Genomic DNA, 14,443 nt, shown 5'->3' with positions numbered 1-14,443 from the left:
TTTTCAATTGTTATTTTAGTCTTATGATTGAATATGGCTACAGCAACAAAAAATGCTTCGACTCCGCTCAGCATGACGTACTTATCAACGTTGTCATGCTGAGCGGAGTCGAAGCATTAATAGCATTTATAACTCAATTTATTCTACCGCAACAGAATCATCTCCGCGGCCATCTGCCACAGCATGAATGTTTCCATTGTCGTCCATCAGAATCAGTTCTGTTTTTCCGATGTATTTTATTTTTTCGATCACATAATTTTTGCTTTTCAGGGCTGAAATCGTACTTTCAGGAAAATTATTTTCTACCGTTATTTTTTCCGGAAGCCACTGATGATGGAATTTCGGAGCATTCACAGAGATATTGGCATTCAGTTTAAAATCTACCACATTTACAATCGATTGATAAACTGATGTAGGAATGGTAGTTCCTCCGGGAGTTCCCACCACCATATAAGGTTTTCCGTTTTTAAGCAGGATCGTAGGAGTCATAGAAGAAAGCATTCTTTTGTTAGGCTGAATAGAATTGGCCTCTCCGCCAACAGCTCCGAACATATTTGGAACTCCCGGTTTGATAGAAAAGTCATCCATTTCATTATTTAAAAAAAATCCTGCTCCTGAAACCACAACTTTACTTCCATAATATCCGTTAAGGGTAGTCGTCACAGAAGCGGCGTTTCCGTCTTTATCGATCACGGAAATATGAGTGGTTTGCGTAGATTCATTCGGTTGGCTGATGATTTTTCCTACCTCAGAGCTCGGTGTGGCTTTGTTGAAACTAAAACTTTTCCATCTGCTTTTCAAATATGCATCGGAAGTCAGATAAGTGGTTTTATCTTCAATGAAATCAGGATCACCCATATATTCTGCTCTGTCTGCAAAAGCTCTTCTTTCCGCTTCCGTCATGATCTGTACAGCTTCCGTTGAATTCTGCTGATACTTTTCCAGATTTTCATATCCGGCCATGGTAAGCATTTGGGCAAGCAATACACCACCGCTGGAAGGCAAAGGCATGGTAACCACTCGGCTTCCTTTATAATCAAATTCCAAAGGTTTTCTTTCTGCTGCTTTATAATTTTTGAGATCTTCCAAAGTCATGATCCCGTTTCCTTTTTTCATTTCGGAAACCATAAGCTCAGCTGTTTTTCCTTCGTAAAATCCTTTTGCGCCCTGTTTCTGAATTAATTTAAGCGTAGCAGCCAGTTCTTTCTGTATCAGAATATCACCCGATTTCCATGGAGTATCTTTTACAAAAGCGATAGCTGATGTATTATGTTTAAGGAATTTTTCTTTGTGGGTATTCAGCATTTCAGCTTCCATTTCTGTGATGGCAAACCCTTTTTCCGCTAAATCAATCGCTGGCTGGATGATTTTGTCCATCGGAAGTTTACAATATTTCAAGGTGGCATAAAACCCAGCGATACTTCCCGGTATCCCTACAGCGAGCCTTCCGTATTGAGAAAGATCTGTATTGGCTTTTCCATTTTTGTCAACGTACATGTCCCTTGAGGCTTTCCTGGGAGCTGTTTCTCTGTAATCCAATGTGAATTTTTCACCATTATTTTTAACTCCCACTAAAAAACCGCCACCGCCGATATTTCCAGCCTGAGGATAAACGACGGCAAGCGCATATTGGGTCGCAACAACAGCATCATAGGCATTTCCACCCATCTTCATCATTTTTGCACCTGCTTCACTTGCTAGGGGATGAGCAGATACCACTGCGCCTTTATTTTTTATTTTTACTTCCTTGATAATGTTGAAATCAGTGAACTGAGCCCAGTACATATGACCGCCAAACAGCACTGCTGCAATAAAAAGCTTCTTCATAAGATTTTGTTTAGAACAAAAGTAGATAATTTTTTAATGTAAATAGTTGCTGGTTAAACAAATGGAATATCTATGTATGAAGCTATTAATAGAGAAAAAGAAGATTGAGTCAGGTATTTTTTGATGAATTTTTATTGAATAGTCAATATGATTGGTTTCTCTTAAATATTATTTTTTCCTGACAGTTATTCAGAATCTGTTTTTAACCGCAGCTTTATTATTATGATAAGCATGATTTTTTTACTTTTGTACAACTCTAAAAAAAATATCTAAAAATGGAATCCTATACGGAAAGAATATTGATTACAGGTGCTCTGGGACAGATCGGCACCGAATTGACCAACAGACTAGTTGAAATTCACGGAGCTGATAATGTAGTAGCATCAGGATTGGACAGATGGCAAAAGGGAATTACCGCTGCCGGACATTACGAAAGAATGGATGTTACCAATACGCAGCTGGTAAGACAGGTGATCAAAGATTATGAGATCACTACAGTGTACCACCTGGCGTCGCTTTTATCAGGAACTTCAGAAAAGCAGCCTATTTTCGCCTGGAAATTGAATCTTGAACCTCTTCTTCATTTTTGTGAAATGGCAAAAGAAGGGCTTCTTAAAAAGATCTTCTGGCCTAGTTCAATCGCTGTGTTCGGGAAAGGAATTCCGAAACATGATGTAGCGCAGGATGTAGTTTTAAATCCTACTACGGTGTACGGAATTTCGAAAATGGCAGGAGAGAAGTGGTGCGAATATTATTTCGATAAGTATGGAGTAGATGTAAGAAGTATCAGATATCCGGGACTAATTTCATGGAAAACACCTGCCGGAGGTGGCACTACAGATTATGCTGTTGAGATTTTTTACGAAGCTATCGAGGAAGGGAAATACACAAGTTTCATTTCTGAAGATACAGGAATGCCGATGCTTTATATGGATGATGCGATCAACGCAACATTGAAATTAATGGAAGCTCCGAAGGAAAGTCTTACGGTTCGTTCGTCTTATAATTTAGGAGGAATGTCATTTACGCCGAAGGAACTTGCCGAAGAAATCAAGAAAGAAATACCGGAATTTACGATCGATTACAAACCGGATTTCAGACAGGCGATTGCAGATTCATGGCCGGCATCTATCGACGATTCTGTGGCTAAAAAGGACTGGGGACTGACCTATGATTTCGGAATTTCTGAAATGTCGAAGGACATGATCAAGAATCTTAAGGTGAAATTGAATAAAAATTAATTACTTAAAGTTGATGTTTAAATAAATTTTATTTTAACATCTGATTTATAAATGATTATGAATGTTATCTAAAATTTAATTTAAATGATTTTATTGACTTTTAACGTCTTAAATATACAGGCTGAAGCTAAAAACGGCGTACAGATTTCTGATGAAGAGAGACTGAAGATCACGGAAGATAATACAAAAGCTATTCTTCGGATTTTAGATATTCATGACATCAAAGCCAGTTTTTTTGTGGAGATTTCTATCTCGGAAAAACTGCAGAATTTAATAAAAGCAATTTCATCCAAAGGGCATGAAATTGCTTTTTATAATCTGAATTCAAATCTTCAGGAAATTGAAGAAGTGAAAAAAAATATTCAGGATCTTCTGGAAAAACAGGTCAGAGGAATTCGACAAAAAGATTATAAGCTGCCTCAGGAAAATCTGAAATCGCTGGAGTTTAATTACGTCTCCAATATCGATAATGCAGATATTCTTTTTCCGTTTAAAAGACTGAAAAGAGATACCGAGATTAATGAAGAGGATGGACTGAGTATTGTGCCTGAAAGTATCTCACCTTACAGTCAGTTGCCGTATAATGATTTTGTGTTTCAGATCCTGCCGATGAACTATTATCAGAGTATGGTTTTTGAAACCCTGAAGAATGATGATTTTGTTTTGATCTATCTAAACTCCTGGCAGTTCACCGATTTTAAAAAATACCGATTCGATATTCCATTTTACCGAAGCCTCTTTTCAGGAAAGAAAATGGAAGACAAACTCGATGCTCTTCTTACCTGGGTGAATGAGCACGATATGGCGACTTCGCGGATGAAGGATTATATTTTTTAGGAGGCAGATATTAGGTAGCAGGTTGTAGGGATTAGGGATTGTGCGGAAGATTGAAATTATGGCCTTTTGATTTGGATTTTGAGCTTGATTGATGGCAATTGTGAATTTTGCTTCGCAAGTGAATGGTGAGTTTTTGGAATAGATTTTAGACATCAGACATCAGACATCAGACATCAGACATCAGATTTCAGGCTAAGGTTGAGACTGAGATTGAGCATTTTATTTACAACAAGCCAGCAACCCGGAACGTTATTTTAACTAGCAACTAGCAACTAGCAACTAGCAACTGGTAACTAGCAACTTGACAATCCCCTTTCAAACTCATCTACTCTAAAACCCCCAGGCTCTCAAACTCTCTCACTCTCAGACTCTCAAACTCAAAACTAACTCAGCTCAAACAAAGTAATCTCCGGCAATACCCCAACTCGTCCCGGATAGCCCAGAACACCAAAGCCTCTGTTCACGTACAGCATTTTCCCTTCACTTTCATAAAGATCGGCCCATTTTGGGTAACGGTACTGAACGGGAGACCATTTAACGTTTTTCAGATCTAAACCGAACTGCATTCCGTGCGTGTGTCCCGAAAGGGTCAGATGGATGTTTCCTGGGTGTTTTTTAACTACGTAATCGAAATGGGTAGGGTCGTGGCTCATCAGAATTTTTGGGGCAGATTCCGGTACGCCTTTTAAAGCATCGTCAATCTTTCCGAATTGAGGGAATGGTTTCAGTCCCCAGTTTTCAACCCCAAGAATATACAATTTTTCTCCGTTTCTCTCGATTACTCTGTGTTCATTTCTCAGCATATCAAAACCTGCCTGTCTTTCATATTCAATCAGGGTGTCGAGGTTTTTCTTTTTGGCATCAAGAGAAGTCCACGTTACATAGTCACCGTAATCGTGGTTTCCAAGCACTGCAAGCTTGCCGTCTTTGGCTTTTATCTTTGAAAATAGAGGAATGAAAGGCTTGAATTCATCAGAAATATTATTCACCATATCCCCGGTGAAAAGCACTAGATCAGGATTCTGTTCGTTGATCAGGTCAATAGCGTGCTGAAGTTTAGATGGGTCTGAAAAACTTCCGCTGTGTACATCGGAAATCTGAATTACTTTATAGCCTTCAAAGTTTTTCGAAAGCCCCGGAATTTTCACCTTGATTCTTCTTACGGTATGCCTGTATTTTCCGAACGTAATTCCATCGATGAAAAGGGCAGAAAGAACGCCTCCAAGGCCTAGTCCAACGATGCTCAGGAATTTCCTTCTTTCAGGGAAAAAGTTTTCTTTAGGCTGTGTTAATCCGATTAAATATCCTCCGGTTCTGAAAATATCATCAATTAATAAAAACAGAACCACAAAGATTTTTGGGAGTATAAAGATCAGGAATAACGAAATGGTGATCTGAACCCTAACAGAGCTTTTATCTGATCTTTGGAAATGAGTAATTTCATAGGCGAAAATCGCGTAAACGGTCAAAGATACAACCCAATACCCAAGCCTGATCCAGAAATTATCTGTTAATGTTCTTATAGCCTGATAGATATAAACTTCCAGAACCAGAAAGATAGCGGCAATGATCAAAAAATTTCTCTGCATGATAAATCTAAAAAAGCACAAAGAATATGTTTCCCTGTGCTTTATATTTTTTTGTTAATTAAATATTTTAAGGAAATCTGTAAACGATAGCATTGATGTTCATTCCGGCACCTACCGACGTCATCACAATGTTACCTTTATCTTTAAACGTTTGACCTGTCATTTTTCCTTTAATTATTAAATCATACATGGTAGGAATGGTTGCTACAGATGTGTTTCCAAGGTCCTGAATGGTCATAGGAGAGATCGCGTGGTCGTAATCTTTCACATTATAAAGCTTGTGAAGTCTTTCGATCATGGCATAATCCATTTTTGCATTCGCCTGGTGGATAAGGATTTTATCAATATTTTCAATGGAAAGTCCTGCATCTTCAATGGTTTCCTTAATGGCTGAAGGGACATTTTTAAGCGCGTATTCATAGATTTTTCTTCCCTGCATTCTTACGTAAAGACGTTTCTGATCTACGTTTGCGTTAATAGAAGAAGCGTTTTCAAGATAACACAGTTCCGGACCATTGTCGCAGATCGTGTTGTGCGCGATGATACCTACATTTTCCTGGTCTGTAGCCTGTACAACCACTGCACCGGCGCCATCAGCAAAAATCATTCTGTTTCTGTCATGCGGATCCGTAACACGGCTTAATGTTTCTGCACCTACCACAAGAATGGTTTTGGCAGCTTTTGCCTTGATAAGGTTGTCTGCAAGGATCATGGCTTCCACCCATCCCGGACATCCGAAGATCATATCATAAGTGATGCATTTTCTGTTCTTAATGCCCAGCTTATTTTTCACTCTTGCTGCCATATTAGGCATGAAATTCACATATCCGTCTACAGTAACTTCTCCGAAATTGCTTGCGTAAATGATATAGTCAAGGTCTTCGCCATCTATTTTCGCGTCCTCCAGGGCTGCTTTGGCAGCTTCAGAACCGATCTGTGAGTTGGAAAGATCGTCTTCAATAAATCTTCTGTTTTCTATTTCTGTGATTTCTACAAACTTCGCGATGGTTTCTTCAGCAGGTTTTTCAATCTTAACTCCGTCTTCAGTGTAGAACTCAGAATCCATGAAATAATCTCTACCAATAATTCTGTTAGGAATATAGGATCCGGAACCAATAATGATCGTATTCGGCATTCGTTTAAATGATTTTTTAAAGATGCAAAGTTAATAATTAATATTAATAACGGAGAATTAAAAATATTATTAAATTTGCAAAAATTGTACTTTACAATCGTATGAAAAACAACTCGTCCTTAAAAGGCTTACTTATTGCAGCTGTGGTGTTTATCGTTGCTTTTGGGGTCTACTTCTTTTTTTTAGCCAAGAAAAATTATTTTATAGTAGACAACCCTACACCCGATACCTATTATTTTAAGATCAATAACGGTTCTGAGGGAATAATTTCAGCGGGACAATATGTTCACGTGGATATTAAAAAGGGGAAAAATTCGATCCAGGTTTTCGATAAGAATAAAAAAATGCTCTACGATTCTGCATTTGAAGTGAATAAGATTCGTGGGCTGCTTAACATCGCTCATCAGGATTATTATATTAATGATCAATATTATGGGTACAATCTTAAAAAAGATTCATTACTTTTGGCCCTGGACAAAATCACAATAGACGGAAAAGTTTATTTCGGAGGAGCAAGACGCTTCAACAAGCTTTATACTGAAGATTTTTATTACAATGTGGATGAGGATTACGATAAAGTGATCAAAAACATTCAGCAGGTGGAATCGAGATCAAAGATTTTCAGAAAGCAGGATTTCCTGAATTATTACAAAGAATATTACAAGTTTTAAGTTTTGACAAAAGATATTACCAAAGTTACTCCCTACAATTCTGAGGCTACGAAAAAAAGCCAGGTAGAGGATATGTTCGACAATATTGCACCGAAGTATGACCTTCTGAATCATGTTTTATCTATGAAAATAGATGTTTTATGGAGGAATACATTGGTGAAAATGATGAAAAAAGACGATCCGCAAGAAGTGCTGGATGTGGCTACAGGAACGGGAGATTTAGCAATCACGATTGAAAAAGGAACCGATGCAAAAGTAATTGGTTTAGATTTATCACAACAAATGCTGAATGTTGGCGTTATTAAAATAAAAAAACTTAAATTAGACGGCAAAATTTCCATGCAAAAAGGGGATGCAGAAAATTTACCTTTCGAGGACAATAGATTCGATGCTGTTTCCGTTGCATTTGGAGTAAGGAATTTTGAAAACCTTACCAAAGGTTTGGCAGAATTAAGAAGAGTAGTTAAAGATAACAAGAGTGTTTATATACTGGAGTTTTCAAAGGTTGAGGGGTTCTTAGGTCCATTTTATATGTTTTATTTCAAAAACGTATTACCTGCCATCGGCAGACTGGTTTCCAAAGATAATAGGGCGTATACATACCTTCCGGATTCTGTAAATGCTTTTCCTTTCGGGGAAAAGATGAAGCAAATTCTTTTAGATACAGGATTTAAGAAAGTAGAATATAAAAAGCTAAGTTTAGGTATAGCCACAATTTATAAAGCAACAAAGTAACCTATGAATAAATTTCTATTAAGAGCACTGGTTTTAGCCTCAGTTAATATTGCAGTTTTTGCAGATGCGCAATTCAGAACCCGAAACAGAATGGATAAGTTGGAAGACTTTGACGAGCAGAAATTCAGTTGGGGTTTTTATTTGAATGGCAACAGGCTAGACTACCGTATCGTCCTTCATCCAAGATATGGTGCGGAAGGTAATCAGAATCTTGTAAAATCCAGAGAAAGCTACAGTTTCGGAGCTGGTTTAATCGCCAAGTGGAGACTGAATGATAATCTGGACCTAAGATTGGAGCCAGGCTTGCAATTTGCTCAAAGACAGTTGATTTTTAACACCCAGTCCAATGACCAGTATGCTGCCGGAACATTGACTAACCCACCTTTTTTCCCAATTGCTTTAACTGAAAAAGATAAAGTAAGAGAGATTAAATCTACTTTGGTGGATATTCCTGTATTATTGGAACTTCATGGTAACAGATGGTACAATTCAAGACCTTATATTGCAGGAGGGGTGAACTATATTGTGAACCTTCAGTCCAATTCAGATTCTGTGGATGACAATATGCAGCAGGTTTTCAGATCTACTACGCATAATTTTGCATGGTCGGCTGAAATGGGAATTCAGTTTTATTTCAATAAATTCAAACTGACTCCGGCCATCAGAGGAACATTCTTCATGAACAACGAGAAAGTAGCCGATAATGCGACTACACCTCCATACTGGGCGACAGCAATGTCTACGCTTCAGACAAGAGCAGTGATGTTTGTTTTGAAATTTGAATAAGAAAATACACATTAAAAATACAAAAGGAGGTGCATCTGCATCTCCTTTTTTCATGGCAAATCAAAATATAGAGACATTTATTTTTGTTACTGTTATTATTTTTTTATTTTTGTTGCTAGTTAGAATATAGAAAACCTGAAATGCTTCAAGATTTAGAAAACAATTTTTCAGAATTAGAGAGAAAGATTTACCTTTTACAAAAGAATTATAAAAATCTTACTGAAAGATTAGCAGACTTAAGTGTTGAGCATGAAGAACTGAAAACGAAGTATGATGAGGAAAGAAGAAGAAATCAGGTATTAGCAGAAGAACAAAAAAATATAAAGCTTTATTCAGCAATATCAGGAAATCCTGAACACAACAGGTTAATGAAAAACCATATCAACAGATTGGTAAAAGAAATTGACTTTTGTATTGCGCAGCTTCAAAACAGTGGATTATAATGGAGGTAAGAAGAATAACCATCAACATTGCAGGAAGGGTATATCCGCTGAACGTGCCGGCCGCAGAGGAGGAAACTCTGCGTAAGGTAGGAAAGCAGATCGAAAATATGATTAAAGATTTTGAACAGAACTTCGATGTAAGAGACAAACAGGACGCTTTGGCGATGTGTGCCCTTAAACTGGGAACCAACGCAGAAGTAGTTTCTCTCAACTACGAAAAAAATATAAATTCTACCAACGAAAGATTAGTGAAGATTAATCAGTCGTTGAATGAAATTGGGAAATAGATTTTTTTTCCCATCAGACTGCCTACAATAATTCTAACACATTAAAGGTAAACTCAACGCTAAACAATTACCGAGCAAATGTCCTCTGAATGGCGAGCCGGGTCTCCCGGATTACAGACAGTGGAAATCAGTTCAAATCGTGTTGATTAGGAGTTTACTCTATATCACTGAATTATTGTAGGTTTTTTTTATTTAAATAAGTGTAAGACAATTAAAACTCAATATATATTATGACAACAGCCATTATAGTCGGCGTTATTTGCTTAGTTATTGGCGCAGTGATAGGGATTCTTTTCTCTAAGAGCTCGCTGAATACCAAGGCAAAATTTATTGTAGATGATGCAAAGAAAAATGCCGAAAACCTTATAGAAAAAGCAAATGTTCAAGCTGAATCCATAAAGAAAGAAAAGAACCTACAGGCCAAAGAAAAATTTTTGGAACTGAAATCTCAGCATGATGCGGATATTCAATCCCGTGAGAAAAAAATGCAGGAGGTGGAAAAAAGAACCAAAGACAAGGAACATAAGCTTAACGACGAGCTTAGCAAGACAGGAAAACTTGAAAAAGACCTTGACAAGCAGATTGGAGATTACGCTAAGAAGAATGAGATCTTAGAGAGAAAACAGCAGGAACTTGAGGTAGCGACCACTAAAAAAGTGGAGATCCTGGAGAAAATTGCCAATTACACCGCAGAAGAAGCTAAAGCAGAATTGGTAGAAACCATGAAGGCAGAAGCTAAAACAAGAGCTCAGGCACACGTTCAGAGCATTATGGAGGAAGCACAGCTGAACGCTAAGAACGAAGCTAGAAAAATTGTTGTTCAGACCATTCAGAGAATTGGTACAGAACAGGCTATCGAAAATTCAGTATCTGTTTTCAACATTGAATCTGACGAAGTAAAAGGTAGAATCATTGGTAGAGAAGGTAGAAACATCCGTGCTTTGGAAGCAATGACGGGCGTGGAAATTATCGTTGATGATACTCCGGAAGCTATTCTTCTTTCATGTTTTGATCCGGTAAGAAGAGAGATCGCAAGATTATCCCTACACAGATTGGTGACGGACGGAAGAATCCACCCGGCAAGAATCGAAGAAGTAGTAGAAAAAACAAAAAAACAGATCGAAGAAGAGATCATTGAAGTAGGAAAAAGAACAATCATTGATTTAGGAATCCACGGATTACACCCGGAACTGATCAAGATTGTAGGTAGAATGAAATACCGTTCTTCTTACGGACAGAACTTACTACAGCACTCAAGAGAAGTAGCGAACATCGCTGCAACGATGGCTGCTGAATTAGGATTGAACGTAAAACTAGCGAAAAGAGCAGGTCTTTTACACGATATCGGTAAAGTTCCTGAGCAGGAATCTGAACTTCCTCACGCTTTACTGGGAATGCAGTGGGCTGAAAAATACGGTGAAAATGCAGAAGTCGTTAACGCGATCGGAGCTCACCACGACGAAATTGAAATGAAGTCACTATTATCACCGATCATCCAGGTGGCTGATGCCATCTCAGGAGCCAGACCGGGAGCAAGAAGACAGGTACTTGAATCTTATATCCAGAGACTGAAAGATCTTGAATCTGCTGCATTAAGTTTCGATGGCGTATCAAGTGCTTATGCGATCCAGGCAGGTAGAGAACTGAGAGTAATGGTAGAAAGCGGAAAAGTAAATGATGAAGTAGCCAACCAGCTTTCTTACGACATCTCTGAAAAGATCCAGAATGAACTGACGTATCCGGGACAGGTAAAAGTAACGGTAATCAGAGAAACAAGAGCTGTGAATATTGCAAGATAATAACAGAATAAAGATATTGTATAAAAACCTTTCAAGAAATTGAAAGGTTTTTTATTTTTATCAAAATTTAAAAATGCAAGAACTGTCCTTGTCTTCAAAACTGAAGTACATCTTTTCAATCCCCGTTATCATTTCCGCGCTGGGCTATTTCGTAGATATCTATGACCTGCTTCTATTCGGTATCGTAAGAATTCCAAGTTTAAAGGCTTTAGGCCTGAATCCTGACGCCGATGGAACCTTTATTCTCAACTGTCAGATGGTAGGACTTCTTATCGGTGGCGTGTTCTGGGGAATCTTCGGAGACAAAAAAGGAAGACTTTCCGTACTTTTCGGTTCCATATTAGTCTATTCCCTGGCGAATATAGCCTGTGGATTCCTGCCTTACTTTCCGAAAGAGCATCTCGTGTACCAATATGCGGGTTTAAGGTTTATTGCCGGAATAGGACTCGCCGGAGAGCTTGGAGCCGGAATTACCCTGGTTTCTGAAAGCCTCCCGAAGAGTTTAAGAGCCATCGGAACTTCCGTAGTAGCCGGATTTGGACTGATGGGGGCTGTTGTAGCACAACTTACCGTAGAATTAGCCGGTGGCTGGAATATTTCCTACATCATTGGAGGAATTATGGGAATCATGCTGCTGTTGCTTAGAATCAGCGTTTCAGAATCCGGTATCTATAAAAATATCGTGCATAAAAGTGTTTCAAAAGGCAATTTTCTCTCCTTCTTTACCAATAAAGACCGTCTGACCAGATATCTCAAATGCATTGCAGTCGGATTGCCTACCTGGTACTGTATAGGGATTCTCGCCGTTTTAGCCAATCAATTTGCTCCTGAATTTGGGATAAAGGACCTGAATCCCGGAAAAGCCATTATGTGGGCGTATATAGGTATTTCTGTCGGTGATCTGATGAGCGGTTTTATTTCCCATGCTTTGAAATCGCGGAAAATGGCCATTTTTTATATGTTGTTGTTCACGATAGTGGGAGTGGCGATCATGCTCTTTGGAAATACCAATACCGAAACGAAATACTATATGTTCTGTGTCTGGCTGGGCTTGGGTACCGGATATTGGGCGATGTTTGTGACTCTCGCTGCAGAACAGTTTGGAACGAATATCAGAAATACGGCAACCACCACCGTTCCCAATATGGTAAGAGGTCTGGTGCCGGTGATGATCCTGGCATTTGATCTGCTGAAAAATAATTTCACGGTCATCATCAGTGCGGCAATCGTTGGAATTGTTGTCTTTGGCCTGGCCTTTTATTCGGCATTGACTATTTCAGAAACGCATAATAAAGACCTGGAATTTACCGAATAATTAATGTTGTTTAAGAAATGTTAAGATTGAAAATTGCAGTTATATCGTAATAAACGTAATGGAATCAATGTATTATTGAAAATTTATTTAAATTATGTTGCGGATAATTAATATTTGTTTAACTTTGAAAGGTAACAAAACTATATTGTTTAATCTCAAACCAAATCATTTCACACTATGAAAAACGCTAAGAAATTAAGAAAAGCAGATCTAAAGAACATTATCGGAGGAATCAGCGGAAAACCTGATTTATCACTTTGCGGATGCAGTTGTTCAGGTTCTGTAACCGGACCTTGGTATTGCGTACAACACATTGCTTGTACACAAGGATACAACTGTGGTGAGTCTGCAATTTAAGACTGTATCTCAGTAAGAAAACGAAACATTTCCACATTTAATACGCAAAAGCCTTTTGGGACCTTCCAAAAGGTTTTTGTCATTTTAAAGATTGGAGGAAAATTAATTAAAAAACAAATTAAATTCTCTTTTATATAAAAATTCTACAGCTGGAAAAACGCAAACATCTGTGAAAATCTGTGCAATCTGTGGTTAAAAATAATAAACACAAAAGAGAACTAAAAAAATCAACTGATAATATAAAGCAAGCTCCCTACACTTATCGTAATCCATAAAATAACAGCCACGGCCAGCGGCTTAATTCCTATCGTTTTTAAAGTCCGGATCGAAAGAGTAGACCCGATAAAGAATAAAGTAAGATTCAGCCCTGATTTCGCCACAGCAGTGACAGAACTGCTCAAACCATCAAAAACAGGAAAATAAGTATTCAGAAGAATAGCAAGGATAAACCATCCGATAAACCATGGTATTTTAATTTTCGACTCTTTGTTTTTAAAAATAAACATGGTGATCACAGAAACCGGAATAATCCATAAGGCACGGGCCAGTTTCACAGTTGTCGCTATTTTTAAAGCCTCATTTCCATATTTGCCGGCTGCACCAACCACAGAGCTGGTATCATGAATTCCCACCGCGCACCAAAGCCCGAACTGTTCCTGAGAAAGATGCAGCATATGCCCGATAGCCGGATAAATAAACAATGCTACAGAATTCAAGGTGAAAATAATCGCAAGGCCTAAAGAAATTTCCTTTGTACCCGGCTTGATGATTGGAGAAACAGCAGCAATAGCACTTCCGCCACAAATCGCAGTTCCAGCAGAGATCAGATAAGAAAGCTTTTTCTCAAGCTTAAATACCTTTCCTAAAATGTATCCAAGAACCATTACTGTAAAAATACTGACAACCGTTAAAATAAATCCTGTTTTCCCCGCCTGAAGTGCTTCATTGAGTTTGAGCCCAAAACCCAGCCCTACAATAGAGATCTGAAGCAGCAGATGAATGTATTTGTGCAAATGCTTTTCAAACGGATTTCCAATAAGAACAGCTAAACCAAAGCCCAAAGCCAGCGCTATAGGAGAGGAAACTAATGGGGTAAGACATACAACACCGAGTATAATAAAAATCGTTTTTCGGATCATTTCATTTTGGATGAGCTCTTTCATAAGATAAGTTTTGAAATCAGACTCCAAAATTCCGAAATATAGTATTACAAAGTAAATCGTATTTTATTATGATGGATAACTTTTGGTTATGGGTTGTGGTGTGAGAGAGTTTGAGAGTTTGAGGGTTTGAGAGTGGGAGTGTTTGAGAGGTTTGGGGTAAATGAGTTTGGAAGAGGGGTAACTTTGCTAGTTGCTAGTTGCTAGTTGCTAGTTGCTAGTTGCTAGTTGCTGGTTGAAAATAACGTTGTTGGTTTATAG

At 38.2% G+C, this 14,443-nt stretch carries 14 protein-coding genes; 10 read left to right on the top strand and 4 right to left on the bottom strand.

Annotated elements, in window-relative coordinates; translation table 11 throughout:
* Positions 1–138: 138 nt before the first annotated feature.
* On the bottom strand, positions 139–1,827 hold the full coding sequence (gene ggt / locus N0B48_RS02160) for a gamma-glutamyltransferase (protein WP_259836359.1): 1,689 nt from the start codon (positions 1,825–1,827) through the stop codon (positions 139–141).
* A 275-nt stretch (positions 1,828–2,102) separates the two neighbouring features.
* On the opposite strand from ggt, the gene N0B48_RS02155 reads away from it, so the two are divergent.
* Both N0B48_RS02155 and N0B48_RS02150 read left to right on the top strand, forming a co-directional pair.
* The gene (locus N0B48_RS02155) at positions 2,103–3,068 is read left to right on the top strand and encodes an NAD-dependent epimerase/dehydratase family protein (protein ID WP_259836357.1); all 966 of its coding nucleotides are present in this window, start codon (positions 2,103–2,105) and stop codon (positions 3,066–3,068) included.
* A gap of 84 nt (positions 3,069–3,152) precedes the next feature.
* Entirely contained in the window at positions 3,153–3,905 is a 753-nt protein-coding gene (locus N0B48_RS02150) for a polysaccharide deacetylase family protein (RefSeq protein WP_259836355.1), read from the top strand.
* Positions 3,906–4,288: 383 nt separating this feature from the next.
* Here the strand turns inward: N0B48_RS02150 and N0B48_RS02145 are convergent, their stop codons facing one another.
* Positions 4,289–5,494: a metallophosphoesterase gene (locus N0B48_RS02145; protein ID WP_259836353.1), complete on the bottom strand. Its 1,206-nt coding sequence runs from the start codon at positions 5,492–5,494 to the stop codon at positions 4,289–4,291.
* Positions 5,495–5,561: 67 nt separating this feature from the next.
* A complete protein-coding gene (locus tag N0B48_RS02140; protein WP_259836351.1) occupies positions 5,562–6,629 on the bottom strand; it encodes a 3-oxoacyl-ACP synthase III family protein in 1,068 nt (355 codons plus the stop codon).
* Between the two features lie 101 nt (positions 6,630–6,730).
* Between N0B48_RS02140 and N0B48_RS02135 the strand changes: the two genes are divergently transcribed.
* The 8 genes from N0B48_RS02135 (at position 6,731) to N0B48_RS02100 (ending at position 13,022) form a co-directional block, all read left to right on the top strand.
* Positions 6,731–7,300 (top strand): hypothetical protein, encoded by a 570-nt coding sequence (locus N0B48_RS02135; protein WP_259836348.1) that lies wholly within the window; start codon positions 6,731–6,733, stop codon positions 7,298–7,300.
* Between the two features lie 3 nt (positions 7,301–7,303).
* Positions 7,304–8,035: a bifunctional demethylmenaquinone methyltransferase/2-methoxy-6-polyprenyl-1,4-benzoquinol methylase UbiE gene (ubiE, locus tag N0B48_RS02130; protein WP_259836345.1), complete on the top strand. Its 732-nt coding sequence runs from the start codon at positions 7,304–7,306 to the stop codon at positions 8,033–8,035.
* Positions 8,036–8,038: 3 nt separating this feature from the next.
* Positions 8,039–8,821: a type IX secretion/gliding motility protein PorT/SprT gene (porT, locus tag N0B48_RS02125; protein WP_047448268.1), complete on the top strand. Its 783-nt coding sequence runs from the start codon at positions 8,039–8,041 to the stop codon at positions 8,819–8,821.
* A gap of 140 nt (positions 8,822–8,961) precedes the next feature.
* Positions 8,962–9,264 carry a hypothetical protein gene (locus N0B48_RS02120; RefSeq protein WP_259836341.1) on the top strand — a complete coding sequence of 101 codons (303 nt, stop codon included), beginning with the start codon at positions 8,962–8,964 and terminating at the stop codon, positions 9,262–9,264.
* A complete protein-coding gene (locus N0B48_RS02115) occupies positions 9,264–9,551 on the top strand; it encodes a cell division protein ZapA (protein ID WP_080778693.1) in 288 nt (95 codons plus the stop codon). The genes N0B48_RS02120 and N0B48_RS02115 overlap by 1 nt, the downstream gene beginning before the upstream one ends.
* 230 nt (positions 9,552–9,781) lie before the next feature.
* Positions 9,782–11,350, top strand: coding sequence for a ribonuclease Y (gene rny / locus N0B48_RS02110; RefSeq protein WP_259836337.1), 1,569 nt, complete (start codon positions 9,782–9,784; stop codon positions 11,348–11,350).
* Positions 11,351–11,423: 73 nt separating this feature from the next.
* Positions 11,424–12,665, top strand: coding sequence for an MFS transporter (locus N0B48_RS02105; RefSeq protein WP_259836334.1), 1,242 nt, complete (start codon positions 11,424–11,426; stop codon positions 12,663–12,665).
* A 177-nt stretch (positions 12,666–12,842) separates the two neighbouring features.
* Complete coding sequence (locus N0B48_RS02100; protein WP_047448256.1) at positions 12,843–13,022, top strand: hypothetical protein; 180 nt, start codon at positions 12,843–12,845, stop codon at positions 13,020–13,022.
* Between the two features lie 227 nt (positions 13,023–13,249).
* Here the strand turns inward: N0B48_RS02100 and N0B48_RS02095 are convergent, their stop codons facing one another.
* Complete coding sequence (locus N0B48_RS02095) at positions 13,250–14,185, bottom strand: YeiH family protein (protein WP_259836328.1); 936 nt, start codon at positions 14,183–14,185, stop codon at positions 13,250–13,252.
* Between the last annotated feature and the right edge of the window lie 258 nt (positions 14,186–14,443).

The sequence above is a fragment of the Chryseobacterium herbae genome, from assembly GCF_025154075.1.
Taxonomy (GTDB): domain Bacteria; phylum Bacteroidota; class Bacteroidia; order Flavobacteriales; family Weeksellaceae; genus Chryseobacterium; species Chryseobacterium herbae.
Note: the sequence above shows the minus strand (reverse complement) of the source record. Positions and strands in the feature narration are given on the sequence as shown.

What these genes read in the sequence shown, in the direction of transcription:
- N0B48_RS02120 (WP_259836341.1), top strand. Translation starts at nt 8,962, where the DNA reads ATGCTTCAAGATTTAGAAAACAATTTTTCAGAATTAGAGAGAAAGATT.
- porT (WP_047448268.1), top strand. Translation starts at nt 8,039, where the DNA reads ATGAATAAATTTCTATTAAGAGCACTGGTTTTAGCCTCAGTTAATATT.
- N0B48_RS02115 (WP_080778693.1), top strand. Translation starts at nt 9,264, where the DNA reads ATGGAGGTAAGAAGAATAACCATCAACATTGCAGGAAGGGTATATCCG.
- N0B48_RS02105 (WP_259836334.1), top strand. Translation starts at nt 11,424, where the DNA reads ATGCAAGAACTGTCCTTGTCTTCAAAACTGAAGTACATCTTTTCAATC.
- ggt (WP_259836359.1), bottom strand. Translation starts at nt 1,827, where the DNA reads ATGAAGAAGCTTTTTATTGCAGCAGTGCTGTTTGGCGGTCATATGTAC.
- N0B48_RS02135 (WP_259836348.1), top strand. Translation starts at nt 6,731, where the DNA reads ATGAAAAACAACTCGTCCTTAAAAGGCTTACTTATTGCAGCTGTGGTG.
- N0B48_RS02150 (WP_259836355.1), top strand. Translation starts at nt 3,153, where the DNA reads ATGATTTTATTGACTTTTAACGTCTTAAATATACAGGCTGAAGCTAAA.
- N0B48_RS02140 (WP_259836351.1), bottom strand. Translation starts at nt 6,629, where the DNA reads ATGCCGAATACGATCATTATTGGTTCCGGATCCTATATTCCTAACAGA.
- N0B48_RS02155 (WP_259836357.1), top strand. Translation starts at nt 2,103, where the DNA reads ATGGAATCCTATACGGAAAGAATATTGATTACAGGTGCTCTGGGACAG.
- rny (WP_259836337.1), top strand. Translation starts at nt 9,782, where the DNA reads ATGACAACAGCCATTATAGTCGGCGTTATTTGCTTAGTTATTGGCGCA.
- N0B48_RS02100 (WP_047448256.1), top strand. Translation starts at nt 12,843, where the DNA reads ATGAAAAACGCTAAGAAATTAAGAAAAGCAGATCTAAAGAACATTATC.
- N0B48_RS02145 (WP_259836353.1), bottom strand. Translation starts at nt 5,494, where the DNA reads ATGCAGAGAAATTTTTTGATCATTGCCGCTATCTTTCTGGTTCTGGAA.
- N0B48_RS02095 (WP_259836328.1), bottom strand. Translation starts at nt 14,185, where the DNA reads ATGAAAGAGCTCATCCAAAATGAAATGATCCGAAAAACGATTTTTATT.